This window comes from [Acidovorax] ebreus TPSY (assembly GCF_000022305.1).
Lineage (GTDB): Bacteria > Pseudomonadota > Gammaproteobacteria > Burkholderiales > Burkholderiaceae_C > Diaphorobacter > Diaphorobacter nitroreducens.
On record NC_011992.1, the window covers coordinates 2,672,803 to 2,689,000 of the forward strand.

Annotated in this window: 16 protein-coding genes; 6 read left to right on the forward strand and 10 right to left on the reverse strand. The window is 67.2% G+C overall.

What is annotated here, in order from left to right:
• The first annotated feature begins 41 nt into the window (after positions 1-41).
• Positions 42-764 carry an iron-sulfur cluster repair protein YtfE gene (ytfE, locus tag DTPSY_RS12585; protein WP_015913884.1) on the forward strand — a complete coding sequence of 241 codons (723 nt, stop codon included), beginning with the start codon at positions 42-44 and terminating at the stop codon, positions 762-764.
• A 113-nt stretch (positions 765-877) separates the two neighbouring features.
• On the opposite strand, the gene DTPSY_RS12590 is transcribed toward ytfE, so the two are convergent.
• From DTPSY_RS12590 to DTPSY_RS12610, 5 genes are all read right to left on the reverse strand, one after another.
• Positions 878-1,129: a DUF3820 family protein gene (locus DTPSY_RS12590; RefSeq protein ID WP_015913885.1), complete on the reverse strand. Its 252-nt coding sequence runs from the start codon at positions 1,127-1,129 to the stop codon at positions 878-880.
• Complete coding sequence (locus DTPSY_RS12595; RefSeq protein WP_015913886.1) at positions 1,129-1,575, reverse strand: CopD family protein; 447 nt, start codon at positions 1,573-1,575, stop codon at positions 1,129-1,131. The genes DTPSY_RS12590 and DTPSY_RS12595 overlap by 1 nt, the downstream gene beginning before the upstream one ends.
• A gap of 18 nt (positions 1,576-1,593) precedes the next feature.
• Positions 1,594-2,595, reverse strand: coding sequence for an aldo/keto reductase (locus tag DTPSY_RS12600; protein WP_015913887.1), 1,002 nt, complete (start codon positions 2,593-2,595; stop codon positions 1,594-1,596).
• Between the two features lie 76 nt (positions 2,596-2,671).
• Complete coding sequence (locus DTPSY_RS12605) at positions 2,672-2,887, reverse strand: SlyX family protein (protein ID WP_011806292.1); 216 nt, start codon at positions 2,885-2,887, stop codon at positions 2,672-2,674.
• 5 nt (positions 2,888-2,892) lie between these two features.
• Complete coding sequence (locus tag DTPSY_RS12610) at positions 2,893-4,095, reverse strand: aminotransferase-like domain-containing protein (RefSeq protein WP_015913888.1); 1,203 nt, start codon at positions 4,093-4,095, stop codon at positions 2,893-2,895.
• A gap of 104 nt (positions 4,096-4,199) precedes the next feature.
• Between DTPSY_RS12610 and nth the strand changes: the two genes are divergently transcribed.
• A complete protein-coding gene (gene nth, locus DTPSY_RS12615; RefSeq protein ID WP_015913889.1) occupies positions 4,200-4,850 on the forward strand; it encodes an endonuclease III in 651 nt (216 codons plus the stop codon).
• 37 nt (positions 4,851-4,887) lie between these two features.
• Here nth and DTPSY_RS12620 read toward each other — a convergent pair whose 3' ends face one another.
• The 3 genes from DTPSY_RS12620 to DTPSY_RS12630 all read right to left on the reverse strand — a co-directional run bounded on the left by DTPSY_RS12620 (position 4,888) and on the right by DTPSY_RS12630 (position 9,265).
• The gene (locus tag DTPSY_RS12620; protein ID WP_350303888.1) at positions 4,888-5,769 is read right to left on the reverse strand and encodes an alpha-amylase family protein; all 882 of its coding nucleotides are present in this window, start codon (positions 5,767-5,769) and stop codon (positions 4,888-4,890) included.
• Positions 5,736-7,469 (reverse strand): DUF2334 domain-containing protein, encoded by a 1,734-nt coding sequence (locus DTPSY_RS12625; protein ID WP_015913891.1) that lies wholly within the window; start codon positions 7,467-7,469, stop codon positions 5,736-5,738. The genes DTPSY_RS12620 and DTPSY_RS12625 overlap by 34 nt, the downstream gene beginning before the upstream one ends.
• Positions 7,470-7,624: 155 nt before the next feature.
• Positions 7,625-9,265, reverse strand: a complete 1,641-nt coding sequence (locus tag DTPSY_RS12630; RefSeq protein ID WP_049760608.1) for an NfrA family protein — start codon at positions 9,263-9,265, stop codon at positions 7,625-7,627.
• A 104-nt stretch (positions 9,266-9,369) separates the two neighbouring features.
• On the opposite strand from DTPSY_RS12630, the gene tnpA reads away from it, so the two are divergent.
• The 3 genes from tnpA (at position 9,370) to tnpC (ending at position 11,671) form a co-directional block, all read left to right on the forward strand.
• Positions 9,370-9,708: an IS66-like element accessory protein TnpA gene (gene tnpA / locus DTPSY_RS12635; protein ID WP_015912731.1), complete on the forward strand. Its 339-nt coding sequence runs from the start codon at positions 9,370-9,372 to the stop codon at positions 9,706-9,708.
• The gene (gene tnpB / locus DTPSY_RS12640) at positions 9,705-10,037 is read left to right on the forward strand and encodes an IS66 family insertion sequence element accessory protein TnpB (RefSeq protein ID WP_015912732.1); all 333 of its coding nucleotides are present in this window, start codon (positions 9,705-9,707) and stop codon (positions 10,035-10,037) included. Before tnpA ends, tnpB begins: the two co-directional genes overlap by 4 nt.
• Before the next feature lie 74 nt (positions 10,038-10,111).
• Complete coding sequence (gene tnpC / locus DTPSY_RS12645) at positions 10,112-11,671, forward strand: IS66 family transposase (protein WP_015912733.1); 1,560 nt, start codon at positions 10,112-10,114, stop codon at positions 11,669-11,671.
• Here tnpC and DTPSY_RS12650 read toward each other — a convergent pair.
• Complete coding sequence (locus tag DTPSY_RS12650; RefSeq protein WP_238526533.1) at positions 11,595-12,869, reverse strand: tetratricopeptide repeat protein; 1,275 nt, start codon at positions 12,867-12,869, stop codon at positions 11,595-11,597. The two genes, tnpC and DTPSY_RS12650, sit on opposite strands and share 77 nt — an antisense overlap.
• Positions 12,870-12,882: 13 nt before the next feature.
• Positions 12,883-15,093, reverse strand: coding sequence for a cyclic di-3',5'-guanylate-activated glycosyltransferase NfrB (gene nfrB, locus DTPSY_RS12655; protein WP_015913893.1), 2,211 nt, complete (start codon positions 15,091-15,093; stop codon positions 12,883-12,885).
• 43 nt (positions 15,094-15,136) lie between these two features.
• On the opposite strand from nfrB, the gene DTPSY_RS12660 reads away from it, so the two are divergent.
• A complete protein-coding gene (locus DTPSY_RS12660; protein ID WP_012435376.1) occupies positions 15,137-16,180 on the forward strand; it encodes an IS630 family transposase in 1,044 nt (347 codons plus the stop codon).
• The last annotated feature ends 18 nt before the right edge of the window (positions 16,181-16,198 follow it).

The following is a 16,198-nucleotide window of genomic DNA, read 5'->3' on the forward strand; positions in this document are numbered from 1 at the left end:
GAATAAAATATTCATCACAAGTGAACCTTTAAGGAAGCCCCATGAATACCGCCACCTCTCCCTCCCTCGACCCCCGTCAGGCCATCGGCCAGATTGCCGTTGAACTGCCTGGCGCGACCGCCGTGTTCCGCCGCCTGAAGCTGGACTTCTGCTGCGGCGGCCAAGTGCCGCTGGAGCAGGCGGCCGCGGACAAAGGCCTGGACCTGCAGGCCGTGGTGGATGAGCTTTCCGCCCTGCAACGCCCCAACGAACTGCCCGACGCCGGCACACCCACGGAACTGATCGACCACATCGTCGCGCGCTACCACGAGGTGCACCGCGCCCAGTTGCCCGAGCTGGTGCGCATGGCGCGCCGCGTGGAAGCCGTGCACCGCGACAACCCCAACACCCCGCACGGCCTGGCCGACGCGCTGGAAGAGATGCAGCAGGAGCTGCTGACCCACATGCACAAGGAGGAAGCCATCCTGTTCCCCATGCTGCGCAGCGGCGGCAACGCCTTCGTGACCCAGCCCATCGGCATGATGCGCAGCGAGCACGTGGACCACGGCGAGGCACTGGAGCAGATCGCGCGCCTGACCAACGACATCACCCCGCCCATGGGCGCTTGCAACACCTGGCGCGCGCTGTATGCGGGCCTCGCGCAGCTCAGCGACGACCTGGTGAACCACATCCACCTGGAGAACAACGTGCTGTTCCCACAGTTCGAGGCCGGAGCCTCGCAGGGCTGCGGCAGCGGCTCGGCATGCTCGTGCAGCGGCGGCTGATGCCCGTCAGCGGCGCGCGCCAACGGGCGTGAGCCGCTAGGCGCGGACGGGGCCCGCATGGCGGCGCTCCGCGCCCTTGCGTAAAAAGCGTGAAAGCGGCCCGCGACTGCCGCTCACCGCCCTGGCGCAGCGCGCAGCGGGGCCAGCAGATCGCGCAAGCCGTTATGGTCCAGCTCGTACATCAGCGCGAGAAGCTGGCCGATCTCGCCGCGCGGAAACCCCTCGCGGGCGAACCAATGCAGGTAGTTGGCGGGCAGATCGGCAATCACCGTGCCACGGTGTTTGCCAAACGGCATCTCGCGCGTCAGCAGCAACTGCAGGCGCCGCGCATCGCAGCCCGGCACCGCAGGGCCCGCCCCTTCCATCACATTCCCAGTCCGCCGTAGCGGAACGCGATGCCCGTGAGCACGAAACCCACCGACAGCAGCGTGACGGCCGCCACGTGCCACGCCATCAGCGGCAGCGTGCGTGCGCTCAGCGTGGGAATGACGCGCAACCGCGCATGGGCGGCCACCAACAGCGTGGCGGCCAGCAGCGCGAGCTTGAGCGACACGGCGCGTTCCAGTGGCGCATCAGGGCTGAACCACTGCTCCCAGTCGGGCACGAGCTGCAACGCCATCCACAGCCCGGTGGCAACCTGAATGAGCAGCGCGGGCATGCCCACGTGTTCGTAGCCCTGCTCGAAGTCCAGCAGCACCTGGGGCGACCGCTGGCGCAGCGCGCGCGGCAACACGGTGAATGCCAGCACCAGATGGCCGCCGGTCCAGACGGTGGCGGCCAGCAGGTGCAATGCAAAGACGTAGGGATACATGGCTCCGGTCCTCGGGCGTCAGGCGCGGCGCGCCTGCAGCGGATAGGCCGGGTCGGTAAAGCCCGGCGTCGACGGGTGGCCGGGGGCCACCAGGCTGTCGATGAGCGCCTCGTCCTCGGGCGTGACTCCATAGTCGAGCGCCGGCAGGTAGTCCTGCCACTGCGCCAGCGTGCGCGGCCCGGCGATGACGGAGCTGACGCCGCGGTGCGCCAGCACCCAGGCCGTGGCGAACTGCGCAAGCGTGATGCCCCGGGCCTCGGCATGCAGCTTGAGCTGCTGGGCGATCTGGAGCGACTCCTCGCGGAACTCGGTCTCGCCCATGCGCCGGTCGCCGCGCCCGGCACGTGTGCCTTGCTGGGGTGCCTGGCCTGGCAGGTACTTGCCGGTCAACACACCGCGCGCCACAGGGCTGTAGGGCGTCACGCCCAGCCCGTAATGCTGGCAGGCCGGCAGGATCTCCACCTCGGGCATACGGTTGAGCAGGTTGTAGTACGGCTGGCACACGACGGGGCCGGGCATGCCGATGCGGCGCGCACCGTGCACCAGCTCGGCAATGCGCCAGCCGCGGAAATTGGACACGCCCCAGTAGCGGATCTTGCCCGCGCGCAGCAGCGCATCGATGGCGAACAGCGGCTCCTCCAGGTCCATGCCCTCGTAGTCGCGGTGCAGGTAGAGGATGTCCACATGGTCCGTCTGCAGCCGCGTCAGGCTGGCTTCCACCTCGCGCAGCATCCAGGCGCGCGAGTAGCGGCCCTCGTTGGGCCGCTCGGACATCTTGTTGCCCAGCTTGGTGGCCAGCACCCAGTCGTGGCGCTGGCCCTGCAGCAGCGTGCCCAGCATGCGCTCCGACGCGCCCTTGGTGTACACGTCGGCCGTGTCCATGTAGTTCACGCCATGCGCACGCGCGTGGGCCACGATGGAAGCGGCCTCGGCCTTATCCGTCTGGTCGCCGAACATCATCGTGCCCAGGCACAGCGTGGACACCTGGAGCTGGCTCTTGCCAAGAAAGCGGTATTGCATGGGGCAGCCTTCGCTATTGAAATAAGAGCTGCTAGCGCTTGATGGACGGGCGCTAGCGGCCAATTTGACGTAAACCTCAGTAATGCGGCGGCAGTTCGTCGCGCAGGCTGCGCACGGTGGCGCCGCCCCCCTCGGGCACCTGCTGGCGCAACTGCGCCACGGTGCGCGCCAACTCGTCGATCTGTTGCTGCTGGCGGTAGATGGTCAGGTTAAGCTGGTCCAGCAGGTCTTCGGTGAAGGCGGCCTTGACCTCCAGCGCCTCCACCCGCTCCTGCGTGCGTGCGTCCACCATCGCCATCAACCCTTGAGCGCCTGCCCGAGGCGCGCCACGCCTTCGCGGATCTTGGCCACATCGGCCGTGGCGAACGACAGGCGCAGCGTGGCCGCGTCGGGGTTCTGGCTGAAGAACGGCGTGCCGGGCACGAAGGCCACGCCCTTGTCGATCGCGCGTTTGGCCAATGCGCCGGCATCACGCTCCTGCCCGCGCGCCCCTGTCAGGCGCACCCACAGGAACAGGCCGCCGCGCGGCTGCACGAACTCCACCGCGTCGCCCAGTTCCGCACGCAGCGCATCGCCCATGGCCTGCGCGCGCTCGGCATACACGGTGCGCACATGGGCCAGCGTCGCGGGCATGGCGCCGCTCTTGAGGTACTGCGCGGCCGTGGCCTGGGCAAAGGTGCTGGTATGTGCATCGCTGAACTGCTTGCACATCACGGCGCGCGCCAACAACTCGGGCGGCGCGATCAGCCAGCCCACCCGCAGGCCGGGGGACAGCACCTTGCTCAGGCTGCCGCAGTGCGCCAGCCACTCCCGACTGCCCGGCACCTGGGCCGAGAGCGCCAGCAGGCTGGCCGGCGGCGCCTCGCCGAAGTACAGGTCGCCATAGGGGTCGTCCTCCACCACCAGTACCTGATGCCGCGCAGCCAGCTCCAGCACGCGCTTGCGGCGCTCCAGGCTCAAGGTGGCGCCGCTGGGGTTGCCAAAGGTAGGAATCAGGTAGACGAGCTTGGGGTGGTGCTCGACGATCAGCCGCTCCAGCGCATCGGGCTGCACGCCCTCGCCGTCCACGGGCGCGCTGATCACCTCAGCGCCATAGAGGCGAAAGCACTGGATGGTCGCGAGAAAGGTGGGGCCCTCGACGATCACCTTGTCACCGGGGTCGATCATGGTCTTGCCGAGCAGGTCCAGCGCCTGCTGGCTGCCCGTGGTGACGATGAGCTGCTCGGGCGCCAGCCCCGCCACGCCCTTGCCTTGCATGAAGGTGGCCAGTTGCTCGCGCAGCGGCTGGTAGCCCTCGGTGGCGCCGTACTGCAGCGCGGCGCCGGGCTCCTCGGCCAGCACGCGCTCGCTGGCGGCGCGGATGCCGGCCACGTCGAACATGGCGCTGTCCGGGAAGCCGCCCGCAAAACTGATGATGCCGGGCTTGCCCAGCAGCTTGAACAGTTCGCGGATGGCGGAGGTTTCAACGTTATTCAGGCGGTCGGCAAAGGCAAGCGGCATGGACGGCAATCGGGTGGATGGGTGAAAGACGGTAGCCCCCATTGTCGCCAATTGCCGCGCAGCTTTCCTGCGGCGCGCCCCACAGCCGGCGACAATCGCCGCCCATGAAGCCCCAGGACATCGAGCCCTTCTTCGCGGCGCTGCAGGCCGCCAACCCGCAGCCCAACACCGAGCTGGAATACACCAACGTGTTCGAGCTGCTGGCCGCCGTGCTGCTGTCGGCGCAGGCCACCGACGTGGGGGTGAACAAGGCCACGCGCCGGCTGTTTCCCGTCGCCAATACACCGCAGGCCGTTCTGGAGCTGGGCCTGGACGGCCTGGAGGGTTACATCAAGACCATCGGCCTGTACCGCACGAAGGCGAAGAACCTGATGCAGACCTGCCGCATCCTGGTGGAGCAGCACGGCGGCCAGGTGCCGCGCACGCGCGAGGCGCTGGAAGCCCTGCCCGGCGTGGGCCGCAAGACCGCCAACGTGGTGCTGAACGTGGCGTTCGGCCAGCCCACCATGGCGGTGGACACGCACATCTTCCGCGTGGGCAACCGCACCGGCCTGGCGCCCGGCAAGAACCCGCTGGCCGTGGAGATGCAGCTGCTGCAGCGCGTGCCACCGCAGTATCTGGTGGACGCCCACCACTGGCTAATTCTGCTGGGCCGCTACGTGTGCCAGGCACGCAAACCGCGCTGCTGGGAATGCGTGGTCGCACCCTGGTGCGACTACGAGCCGAAGACGCCGGCGCCGTTCAACGCGGGCTGATCAACCTTGCGGGGTGCTGCCGCGGCAGCCGCCGGCATCAGCGCACGCCCTGCGCCACCAGCTCAGCCACCAGCGGCTCTCCCAGGTAGTGCGGGCCGTCGAAGGCCAGCACCTCCCACCCCTTGTAGGCATCGATCTGCGGCAGGAACTCCGCCGCCGTGGCGCTGCGGAACCCGCCTTCTGGCGCGGGGCGAAAAGCCTCGGCAATCATCTGCACGCGCGCCTGCCCCAGACGGTAGGTCAGCACCTGCAAGTACTTCAGCGCAACCTCCGGACTGCGCGCATGCACGCCCACGCCGTCCTGGAAGAACACCCCTACATCGGCCGGCAGCCAGCGCTCGATCCAGTCCGCCAGCGCGTGCGGGCCGAGGTTGGCACTGTCATAGGCGCTGATCCACAGCGGGCGTGGCAACTGCGCCAGGCCCTGGGACCACTCTGGCCCCGGCAGCCAGGTGGGATCCACCTCCAGGGGGAAATACCAGCCACCCAGCTTCAGCGGGAGCCGCTGCACGATGGGCACCAGGGCGTGCGCCTGCTCCACCAGCAGCGCCACCGAGGCACGTGCCTGCGCCTCGCCATGCATGGCCGCCAGGCCCACGATCACCTCCTGGGCCCAGGGCTCGACGGCGATGCGCTCCCAGTCGGGTAGCTCAGCCGCGATCGGAGGCAAGCCGGTGCCCGGCACAAAAGCCTGTGAATCCACCGCCGTCCATTGCACCAACAGGCGGCGAACGCCCAGTTGCGCCCAGTTGCCCTGGGGGCGCAGCGTGCGCAGGCTGGGCTGCCACACCATGCCGCCAAGGTGGCGCAATGGCGCGCCGGACGACGGCGGCCAAGACACCGCGCACGGCAGCATGGCCGCCATGGCCGCGCGCCGTGTCAGGGTCAGCGCTTGCGCTGGCGGCTGGGTGAGGTCCACGTGTAGCCCATGGCCGTCAGGCCATCCACGATTTCCTTCAGGTGCGTATAACCGCGCCCGTCATACTTCTGCGCCTGGGACTCAACCGCCAGGAAGGGGTGGAAGAAGAACGAGGCAAAGCCGTCACGCACGACCTTCTGGTAGCGCGCGTTTTCCAGCACCTCCTTGGATGTCAGCTCCTCATCCGCCCCGAACTCGAAATACTGCAGGTTGCCCAGGTTCTCCGGCAGCACGCGCAGGCCATAGCGGTCGCGCTCGATGACGAAGGGGAAGAACTGGTCCACCATGTAGTCCCCGGCCTTGAGGTCGGGCTGGTCGAACGTGTAGTACGTGTGCCGCTGGTAGCCCATCTCGTAGATCTGCGCGACGGCCTGCAGCGTGGACGGCGAGCCCACGTAGTGCGGCGTCTCCCACGCCACGGGCATATAGCCCAGGTCCAGCATCTGGCGCAGGCCGTTGTTGATGCGGTTCTTCGCCCAGTCCACGGAATCACCGGGCAGCGGGCGGTCGTTGACGGTGTCCCAGAACTCGTAGTCGATGCCCGTGGCACCCGATGCGTTGTTGATCATGCCCTCGGTCTGGTGCGTGGTGCCGTGCTGCAGGATCTCGCCGCCACGTGCCAGCGCGTAGTCCAGCGCCAGCCGCAGGTTGAGGGCGTTCGCCATGGGAATGTCGGTGGGCACGCCCGCGCTTTGGGCGCCCAGCGGGTCCTTGTAGTGCGGTACCACCCCCACCGAGAAAGGCACCTTGCGCTCAAACGCCAGGTCCACCACCCGCTTGAAGGCGACCGGGTTCACCTTCGCGTCCGCATCCTCGAAACGCATCATCGCCTGGTGGTTCTCGGCATGGTCGATGCCCAGCATGTCGTGCAGCAAGTCCGAGAAGATCACGTACCGGTCGCGCGGACCCGCGTAATCGAAGGGCGTATCGGCCACGAACCAGAAATTGCCCGACTGCAGCACATAGGGTCCCTGCTCGTTCGATGCCGGGTTGATGATGTCCGCATGCACGAGCGCCTTGGCGCCGTCGGTCACCTGGGTCATGAACATGTCCCACGCGGCGGCAGGCTCCCCGTTGATCGTCTTGACTGCCTTCTGGAACAACAGGCCCGGGTGCTTGCGGTAGTAGACATCGCTGAAAAAGCTCGGCTCCACGCCGGCCGGTGCGTTGTCCTTCGTGCGCGGCCCCACGGGCTGAAAGCCGCGTTGGCTCACGAATGCCGCGCCCTGCTCATCCGCCAGTTGCTGCAGGTTGCGACCCAGCCAGATCACGCGCTGGCTGGCCGCGGCCACGTCCTGCAAGAACGCTGCGGGAATGCTGTCGCTTTCGGCCCAGCCGATGTAGAACGTGGCCTGGTAGCCCGCCAGGCTTTGCGCCGCGTATTGCTCCACGGGGCGCATGTCCACCGCCGCATCGAAATGTCCCAGCAGGTTCTGCAGCATGATCGCGTAGCCCACCCCCATCTTGGCGAAGGGGCTGCCAGGCGGCTGGTCGTAGAGCACCAGCACGCGCGGCCCGGCCGGCTGCGCGCGCACGGGCGCCGGCATCGAGGCGATGGGGTCGCGCCGGACGGGGTCGTTGGTGCCAAACGGCGAGAGCGGCACGCTCGGCGCGCTGTAGAACGGATCACTCCCGCCACCACACGCGTGCAGCGCGAGGGCGCCCAGTACCACAAGGGTGTATCGCAACAGTCGGTTCATGGTCTCCTCCCGCGGCAGCCAAGGTTGAACAAAACGAATAGCAGCTCGCGCTCTTCCATCAAAGGTTTCATGCATAAAACACCTTGAAACCGTTTTGAATTAAGCGCTCCTAGCTATATTTATTGAAGCAAAATACAAACTATCGATCGCTGCCGTCAGAAGACCAGCGCAGCGCGCAGGAACACGCCCTTGCCCCGCTCGTCCCCCGCAAGGCGCGCGCGGTACTGCAGCGACAGGTCCAGGTACGAACGCGGCGCGTTGTAGCGGTCCTCGTGGAACCAGCGGCGCAGCGCAATGCCCACGCCCGCGCCCGCAGCGCCGTTGTAGCCCGCGGCCGTGCGTGCGGAGTTGTAGTCCACACCCACCACTGCGTGCGGGAACAGCACCAGGCGCGAGTCCGCATCCCCCATGCGGAAGCTGCGCCCGGCCTGCGCCTCGAAGGTCACGTAGTCCTGCTTGCGCTGCAGGAACCGCCCCGCCTCGGCATAGACGTTGAACGTGAACCAGTCCGGAACGTCCACGCGCAGGTCGGTGCCCACGCCGTAGGAATAACCGGCGCGCAGCAGCCAGTCGCTGAAGGACAACGAGCCGATGCGGATGCGCCGCTCGGCGGACAACACGAGGTTGTGGTCGCGCAAAGGCTTGGCGCGCACGCCCAGCGCGCCTTGCGTGGTGTCGCTGCCGCTCGTGCCGCCGTGGCGGCTGTAGACCGTCTGCACTACGCCGCCATAGATTTCCCAAAAGCTGCCGTCGCGATAGCCCTGCGGGCGCCAATAGGCCTCTCCCACCAGTTGGGCGGCATCCCGGTACAGCCCGGGCACGGGCGAGATGGAGCCGGGAGACATGCCCCGGTAACCCAGCAACGCATTGATGCCCCAGGTGCGGGTGCGGTCCGCCAGCTCGCGCCGGGTGGCGAACTGCTGGCGGGGCGTCTGCTCCAGCCGTCCCGCTTCCACCGCATCGATGGTCTGCTGCAGGTAGTAGATGGCGCGGTCGTTCTCGGCCAGGCGGCTCGCGGTGTAGGCGCCGTCGGGTAACGCGGCGGCCGGCAGCGCGTCGTTGGCGTGCGCGCGGTCGAACACGGCCAGCGCGGTGCGGTCGTCGCCCACCCGGGCAGCGAGGTAGGCCAGATCGGGGTCTGCGCTGCCCGCGAAATCCGGCCCCGCCATCGCGTGTGCGAACTGCTGCACGGCCTCGTCGCGCCGGCCTTCCTGCAGCAGCAGGTTGATTTCACTCGACAGGGACAGGCCACCTGCCTGCAGGGCCGCGCGCGCATCGGCAGTGGCCTGCTCGCGCCGCCCCAGGTCGTGGTACACCCGGCTGCGCAGGGCCAGCACCTCCGCCCCGTCGGCGCGCGACTGCAGGGTGTCGTCAGCCTCGCGCAGAGCCTGCTCCACCTGGCCCGCGGCCACCAAGGCCTGCAGCCGCAACAGGCGGTACGGCAAATGCGCAGGCTGCAGCCGCGCGGCTTCCTCGGCCTTGGCCGCGGCCAGTCCATAGTCGCGCTCGGTATAGGCGCGGAACGCCTCCTGCGCCACGGCACGCGCAGGGTCCGGCGCGTCCTGCCCGGGCCACACTTCGCAGCCGGGCGCCTGGGCGCTGCCAAAGCAGTTGACAACCGGCAAGCGCAGGGAGAACGTCTGCAGGGATGCGGCCGAGATCGGCCGGCGCGTGGCGGCCCGTATCTCAGCCTCTCGCCCCGACACATCCACGGCGCCCCCTTGCGCCAGCGGCTGCAGCAGGGCTTTAGCGCGTTCGGGCTGGCGCGCCGCGAGCGCCGCATCGGCGGCGATCACCCGGTAGTTCTGCTGCTCGTGCGTAAGCGCACGGTCATCCCACCCTTGAGGGCGGCGGCGTAAGCGGCAACGATGGTGTCCACCAAACCAGATAGGTGGACACCATGACCGAAGCCCAGAACAAGACCCGTCGGCGCCACAGCGCCGAGCTCAAGCAGCAGATCCTGGCCGAGTGCGCCCAGCCCGGTGCATCGGTGGCCAGCGTGGCGCTCTCGCACGGCATCAACGCCAACGTCGTGCACAAATGGCGCCGACTGGCCCATGCCCCCAGCACAGATATGCAAGTTCCCACCTTCGTGCCGGTGACGCTGCCTGCGCCCAGCTGTGCGCCGGCCCCAGACATCCGCATCGAGTTGCGCCGTGGCGCTACCAGCATCTCGCTGACCTGGCCGGTCTGCGCGGCCGAGCACTGCGCGGCCTGGATGCGGGACCTGCTCAAGTGATCCGCATCGACGCCCTGTGGCTGGCTACCGAGCCGCTGGACATGCGTGCCGGCACAGACACCGCGCTGGCCCGTGTGGTGGCCGTCTTCGGTGCTGCGCGTCCGCATCACGCCTACCTGTTTGCCAACCGGAGAGCCAGCCGCATGAAGGTGTTGGTGCACGACGGCATTGGGGTGTGGCTGGCGGCGCGGCGCCTGAACAGCGGCAAGTTCGTCTGGCCGCGTGACGGTGCGTTGACCACCACGCTCAGCCGCTCGCAGTTCGACGCTCTGGTGCTCGGGTTGCCTTGGCAGCGCCTGGGCGATGGTGGCCTCATCACCGTGCTCTGAATCTGATCGCTGACATGCGGCCTGCCAATCGGTGCATGTGCCAATGGCGTGGCGTTACCGGCGCTGGCACAGTCATGCCCATGGTCGTAGAGCCGCAATCCCTGGATAGTCTGAGTCCCGAGCAATTGCGCTCGGCGCTGCTGTCCATGCTGCAAGCCGCTGCTGCCAAGGACCAGGAGCTTGCCTTCAAGCAGACCCTCATCGACAAGCTCACGCACGAGAACGCGCTCTTGAAGCGCATGAAGTTCGCCGCCCAATCAGAGCGCTTCAGCCCTGAGCAGAAGAGCCTGCTCGACGACGAGATCGAAGCGGACCTGGCGGCCGTGGCCAGCGAGATCGACGCGCTGGCGCAGACGCAAGCACCGGCCACCCCCGAGAAGAGACAGGCCAAGCGGATGCCCTTGCCGGCGCACCTGCCACGCCGCGAGATCCGCCACGAACCCACGTCCACCACGTGCGCGTGTGGCTGCCAGATGAAACGCGTGGGCGAGGACGTGGCCGAGAAGCTGGACTATGTGCCCGGCGTCTTCAGTGTCGAGCGCCACATCCGCGGCAAGTGGGCCTGCGCCCGGTGCGAGACCATTCAACAAGCGCCGGTCGAGGCGCACGTCATCGACAAAGGTATCCCCACCACCGGCCTGCTGGCCCAGGTGCTGGTGGGCAAGTACGCCGATCACCTGCCGCTGTACCGGCAGGAGGCGATCTTCGGCCGCGCTGGCCTGGCCATCCCTCGCTCGACCCTGGCGCAGTGGGTGGGCACCTGCGGGGTGCGGCTGCAGCCGCTGGTCGATGCCCTGAAGACCGAGATCCTCAGCCACCGGGTGCTACACGCCGATGAGACGCCGGTGGCCATGCTCAAGCCCGGCGATGGCAAGACGCACCGCGCCTACCTCTGGGCCTATGCGCCGGGGGCCTTCGAGAGCATCAAGGCTGTGGTCTACGACTTCTGCGAATCCCGCTCGGGCGAACACGCCCGGCGCTTCCTGGGCCACGGCACCGACAAGGCCTGGAAGGGCTGCCTGACCTGCGACGACTTCAGCGGCTACAAGGCCTTGATCGCCAGCGGCGTGACCGAGGTGGGCTGTCTGGCCCATGCCCGGCGCAAGTTCTTCGACCTGCACGCGGCCAACCAGAGCCAGATCGCCGAGTTCGCCCTGCAGCAGTTCGCCCGGGTCTATGAGATCGAGCGGGACGTCAAAGAGCTGGACACCGAGCAACGGCAAGCCGTTCGGCAGCAGCAGACCCGGCCGATCCTGGACGCTCTTAACGAGTGGATGACGCTGCAACGGCGCCAGGTGCCCGACGGATCAGCAACCGCCAAGGCGCTGGACTACAGCCTGCGGCGCTGGGATGCGCTGACCCGATTCGTGGATGACGGACAACTGCCGGTCGACAACAACTGGATCGAGAACCAGATCCGGCCCATTGCCATCGGTCGTAACAACTGGCTGTTTGCCGGCAGCCTGCGTGCGGGCCAGCGAGCGGCCGCCGTCATGAGCCTGATCCAGTCGGCCCGTATGAACGGGCACGACCCGTATGCCTACCTCAAGGACGTGCTCACGCGACTGCCCACGCACAAGGCCAGCCGCATCGTCGAGCTCCTGCCACACCGCTGGAAACCCGCCGACGCCTGATCACCGGCCTCGGTAGGCCTGGGTTTGCCGGACGCTTACGCTCGTGCGGCGCGAGATCCGGCCTGCCAATCACACCGTCGAAAACCCGCGCCGCATCGTCCGTCTGCCCCTGCGCCTGCAACGCCGCGCCGCGCAGAACCTGCAGTGCCGCGCCATCGCCCTGGGCCAGGCCCTGCTCGGCCACCTGCTGCGCCTGCGCATGGCGGCCCGCGGCCAACAGCAGGCCTACCCACTGCAGGCGATACGCCGGCACACCCGGGGCTTGTTCCGCTGCCGCCTGCGCATGGGCAAGGGCATCGCTGGCGCGGCCCTGCCGCTGCGCTTGCGATGCGGCTTCAAACTGCGCATAGGCGTGGCGCTGCCGCGCGGTGTCGCCCAACGCCTGCCATTGCGTATCGCCTTGCGGGGCGAAAGTCAGTTCCGCTTCCCGTGCCTTGGCCTGTGCCTCCTCGTACAACCCGTTCTCGATCAGCAGGTAGGTCAGCAGGCGCTGGTAGTCGGCATTGGCAGGGGCGGCCTGCGCGGCCTCGCGCGCCCACGCCAGGGCGGCGGGCAACTCTGCACGCTCCACCGCTTCGTAGGCACGGCTGGCAGCGGCATAACCCGGGGCGCCGTCGGCCCGCCGAGGCCGTGGCACCTGCGCCATGCGCCGCTGCGCACGCACCGCAGGCGCAGGCTTGGCAAGCTGATCGGGCGGCGCCGCAATGGCCGGAGCCGCCGCAGGCGTGCCGTGTTCCGACGCGGGTTCGGGCGCAGTTGCGGAAGGCGCAGCGGCGAGCACTGGTGCGGCGGGTGCTGCCTCGGGCTGCGCGACGACCGTGGCGCTTTCCTGCACGGGTGCGGGTGGGGGCTGCAAGTCACGCAGTGCCTGGGCGATGCGCGCATCGCCCGGATGGCGTGACCGCTGGGCCCGCAGCAACGCCGCGGCACGCGCGGGCTGGCCAAAGCGCTGGTACGCCTGGGCCAGGTGCAGCGCAATCGCGGTGTTCTCTGGGGCGAGCCGGTGGGCATGTTCCAGCTCGGCAATCGCGCGCGTGCCGTCGCCGCGGGCCATCGCCTCGAACGCCTTGTCGATGTGGGGATAGACCTGGAACCGCTTCAGCGGACTGATGTCGGGGCCCAGGTCCAGGGTCTGCGCCGGGGCGCCCGTGGAGGCCAGCATGACGGCGAGGGCAAGAATGCGGGGGGCGAAATTCATGATGACGGCCTTCTCAAGCAATGGCCCGGACGGTGGGCTGCGCATTGGCGCGGCACAGCAGTTGCTCCATGGTGACCTGCAGCTGCTGCTGCAGCTGCAGCGCCTCCTGCGCGGCCGACTCCGTCAGAACGCCATGCTCCACGAGGAAGGCGCCCAGGCTGGCATCGGACTTCTCCTTTTGCAGCAGCAGGGCACCCAGCACCGCCTGGTCAATCTTGCCCACGGCCAGAAGCACGTCGCCCAGCAGCAACTGGCGCGAGAGATAGCGGGCCCAGATGCCCCGCGCCTCTTCGGCGGTAACGCGCTGCTGCTGCACGGCCTGCGCCAGCAGGTCGCGTGCGGGTTCTGTGCCGTGGTGTGCATACAGGCGCCGCAGTTCCACGGTGACCTCGCCCTTGGGCACGATGACGTAGCGCACGGTACGTCCCAGCTTGCGCTCGATGGCGGCCAGCGACACCGGGTCGATCGCCGCCTCGCTGGCCACCACCAGGACCCGCCCCTGCTGGCGCAGCGGCACGACGCTATAGCGCAGCGCCACGGCCGCTGGCACCAGTGCCGCCAGGTCGCTGTCCACGGCCTGCCCTCCCAGGGTTTCCCATGGCACGCCGGCCTGCTCGGCAACCGCGGCAGCCAGTTGCTGGGGCGTGATGACGTCACGGTGCACCAGCGCTGCGCCCAGACGCAGCCCACGCATGGGATGCTCCAGCGCATCAAGCAGTTGCGCCTCGGTCAGGGCGCCTTGGTGGACCAGGATCTGCCCCAGTGCGCGATGCTGACGCGGCCCTTCGCCCAAGAGGGGAAATTCGTGGTCCGTCTTGACCCAGGCCATGCGCCGCAGGTCCTTGGCGCGCCATGCCTGGGCCAGCGCCCGCCAGGCGGCAAGGAAGTTGATGAAGTTGCCCCACAGCAGCCGAGGCACCGACAGCAATCCCTGCACCACGCCGTAGTAGCTGGTGACGAAAAACACGCGCTGCACGATGCGGTTGAACATGAGCACCAGGTTGGCCAAGAGCAGCGCATAGAACCACCAGTCGCCTTCGAAGACCGAGAGGAACCGGTAGGCATCCGGCACTAGGCGCTGGTAGAGCCAGATGCCGATCAGCTGCATGGCCAGCAGCGTGGCTGTGAAGCTGGCGAAATTGGTGATGATTCCCTTGCGGTCGCGCCAGAGGAAGTAGTTCAGCACGGCACTGTGCGTCCAGCGCAGCGTACGAAAACCCTGGATGACAATGCCCGTGATCCAGCGGGACTTCTGCCGGACGGCGGCGGCCACGGTGTCAGGGAAGAATTCGCGCACGGAGATGACGCTGGCCTCGCGTTCGCTGCGCAGGGGCACACGTTCTGGCGAGGGCGTGCGACCAATGTGATCGTCCTCCTCGACGGGAAAGCGCACGAACACCTCCTGCATGCCCAGCTGTTTGAGGCGAAAGCCGATGTCGTAGTCCTCGGTCAGGCTCTGCGTGTCAAAGGCAATGCCATCGCCCTGTTGCAGCAGGGCCATGATGGCGCGACGGCTGAAGCACGTCCCCACGCCCGCGCTCGGCACCTGGCCGACCAGGGCCTCGCGCACCACGATGTCCTTGCCGTGCAGCTCCGCAAACTCGTCAAGGTAGTGCCCGCCGGTGAAGTCGTTCCAGGGCCGCTCCAGCGGGTACACGGGCAGCTGGATGAGGTCCTTGCGGTTGACCAGGTAGTTGAACAGCCGCAGTTCCAACTTGGAGAGCACGTCCTCGGCGTCGTGCAGGATGAAGCCGGCAAAGCGCACGCCAGAACGCTTCTCGAACTGCAGGATGGCGTCCACCACATTGTTCAGGCAGTCGGCCTTGCTGGTCGGTCCGGGACGCGCGCAGACCACCGTGTGCACGTTGGGGAAGCGTGCACGCACCTGCTCCACGTCGGCATGCGTTTGCGGGTCGTTGGGATAAGTGCCGATGAAGATGTGGTAGTTCTCGTAGTCCAGCGTGGTGGCGGCCAGTTGCGCCATCTGGCCAATCACGCCGTGCTCCTGCCAGGCGGGCACCATGATGGCCAGCGGCTTCTCCTCGGCGTCGTAGAGCGTCTTGTAGTTCAGCGGCGCGTGGCGTGCGTACACCGTGAAGGCGCGCCAGACGCGGCGGACCCAGTAGGCGATATCGATGAACAGGTCATCCAGGCTGCTGATGAAGATGACGACAGCCACCCCGATCGCCACCATCTTGAGCAGGTAGAGATATAGACCAGGCATGATTTATTCATGAACTTGTATTGATTTCATGACTCCAAAGTTCATGGAAAAAGAAGATGCACGCAAGCAGTCGCGGGAAGTACTGCATGAGCGTCGCAAGCAGGTCATCCGCTTGCATCGAAAAGGTGTTGGCGTGATGCAGATCGTTGAGCAAACTGGGCTCAGTTGGTCTGGGGTCAACACTGCACTGCGCCTGTTCGAGCAAGGCGGGGCGGCTGCACTCAAGCCTAACGCCAGGGGAAAGAAGCTGGGCAGTGGACGCAGCCTGAGCGCTGAGCAAGAGCGCGTCATTCGAATGACCATCATCGACAAGCGCCCTGAGCAGATCAAGATGGAGTTCGCCCTTTGGAGTCGGCCCGCAGTGCGCGAACTCATCGAACGCGACCTGGGGCTCAAGCTATCCGTGCGGGCGGTGGGCGACTATCTGGCGCGCTGGGGTTTTACGCCGCAAAAGCCGATCAAAAAAGCCTACGAGCAGAGGCCTGAGGCCGTCCAGGCCTGGCTCGAAGATGAATACCCCGCCATCGAGGCCAGGGCCAAGCGTGAAGGCGCAGAGATCCATTGGGGTGATGAAACGGCCTTGGTCAACACAGATGTGCGTGGCAGAAGTTATGCACCAGCAGGCCAGACGCCGGTGACGCGGGCAGTGGGTGGCACACGGCAAAAACTCTCCATGATTGCCACCGTCACAAACCAGGGCAAAACGCGCTGGATGATCATTGACGAGGCGTTCAATTCAGACAAACTGATCGAGTTCATGCAGGCCTTGATCAAGGAGTCACAGGGCAAGAAGATATTCCTGATTCTGGACAACCTGAGGGTGCACCACAGCAAGCCTGTCAAGGAGTGGTCGGCCCAGCGCAAAGAGGACATTGAGTTGTTCTACCTGCCCAGCTATAGCCCCGAACTCAACCCAGAGGAGCGGCTCAATGCCGATTTGAAGCATGCGATTGGCAGCAAGGTTCCGGTGCGAACCAAGGCCAAGCTGCGCGCGGCGGCGACAGAACACATGACGATGTTGGAGAACACGCCAGAGCGGGTCCGGAAGTACTTTGGCGACAAGCATGTCGCCTATGCGGCCTCATGAATAATTCCCGCCGGATCA

Coding starts and splice junctions, on each gene's coding strand:
- ytfE (WP_015913884.1), top strand. CDS start 42: ATGAATACCGCCACCTCTCCCTCCCTCGACCCCCGTCAGGCCATCGGC.
- DTPSY_RS12590 (WP_015913885.1), bottom strand. CDS start 1,129: ATGGAAGGGGCGGGCCCTGCGGTGCCGGGCTGCGATGCGCGGCGCCTG.
- DTPSY_RS12595 (WP_015913886.1), bottom strand. CDS start 1,575: ATGTATCCCTACGTCTTTGCATTGCACCTGCTGGCCGCCACCGTCTGG.
- DTPSY_RS12600 (WP_015913887.1), bottom strand. CDS start 2,595: ATGCAATACCGCTTTCTTGGCAAGAGCCAGCTCCAGGTGTCCACGCTG.
- DTPSY_RS12605 (WP_011806292.1), bottom strand. CDS start 2,887: ATGGTGGACGCACGCACGCAGGAGCGGGTGGAGGCGCTGGAGGTCAAG.
- DTPSY_RS12610 (WP_015913888.1), bottom strand. CDS start 4,095: ATGCCGCTTGCCTTTGCCGACCGCCTGAATAACGTTGAAACCTCCGCC.
- nth (WP_015913889.1), top strand. CDS start 4,200: ATGAAGCCCCAGGACATCGAGCCCTTCTTCGCGGCGCTGCAGGCCGCC.
- DTPSY_RS12625 (WP_015913891.1), bottom strand. CDS start 7,469: ATGAACCGACTGTTGCGATACACCCTTGTGGTACTGGGCGCCCTCGCG.
- tnpA (WP_015912731.1), top strand. CDS start 9,370: ATGACCGAAGCCCAGAACAAGACCCGTCGGCGCCACAGCGCCGAGCTC.
- tnpC (WP_015912733.1), top strand. CDS start 10,112: ATGCCCATGGTCGTAGAGCCGCAATCCCTGGATAGTCTGAGTCCCGAG.
- DTPSY_RS12650 (WP_238526533.1), bottom strand. CDS start 12,869: ATGAATTTCGCCCCCCGCATTCTTGCCCTCGCCGTCATGCTGGCCTCC.
- nfrB (WP_015913893.1), bottom strand. CDS start 15,093: ATGCCTGGTCTATATCTCTACCTGCTCAAGATGGTGGCGATCGGGGTG.
- DTPSY_RS12660 (WP_012435376.1), top strand. CDS start 15,137: ATGGAAAAAGAAGATGCACGCAAGCAGTCGCGGGAAGTACTGCATGAG.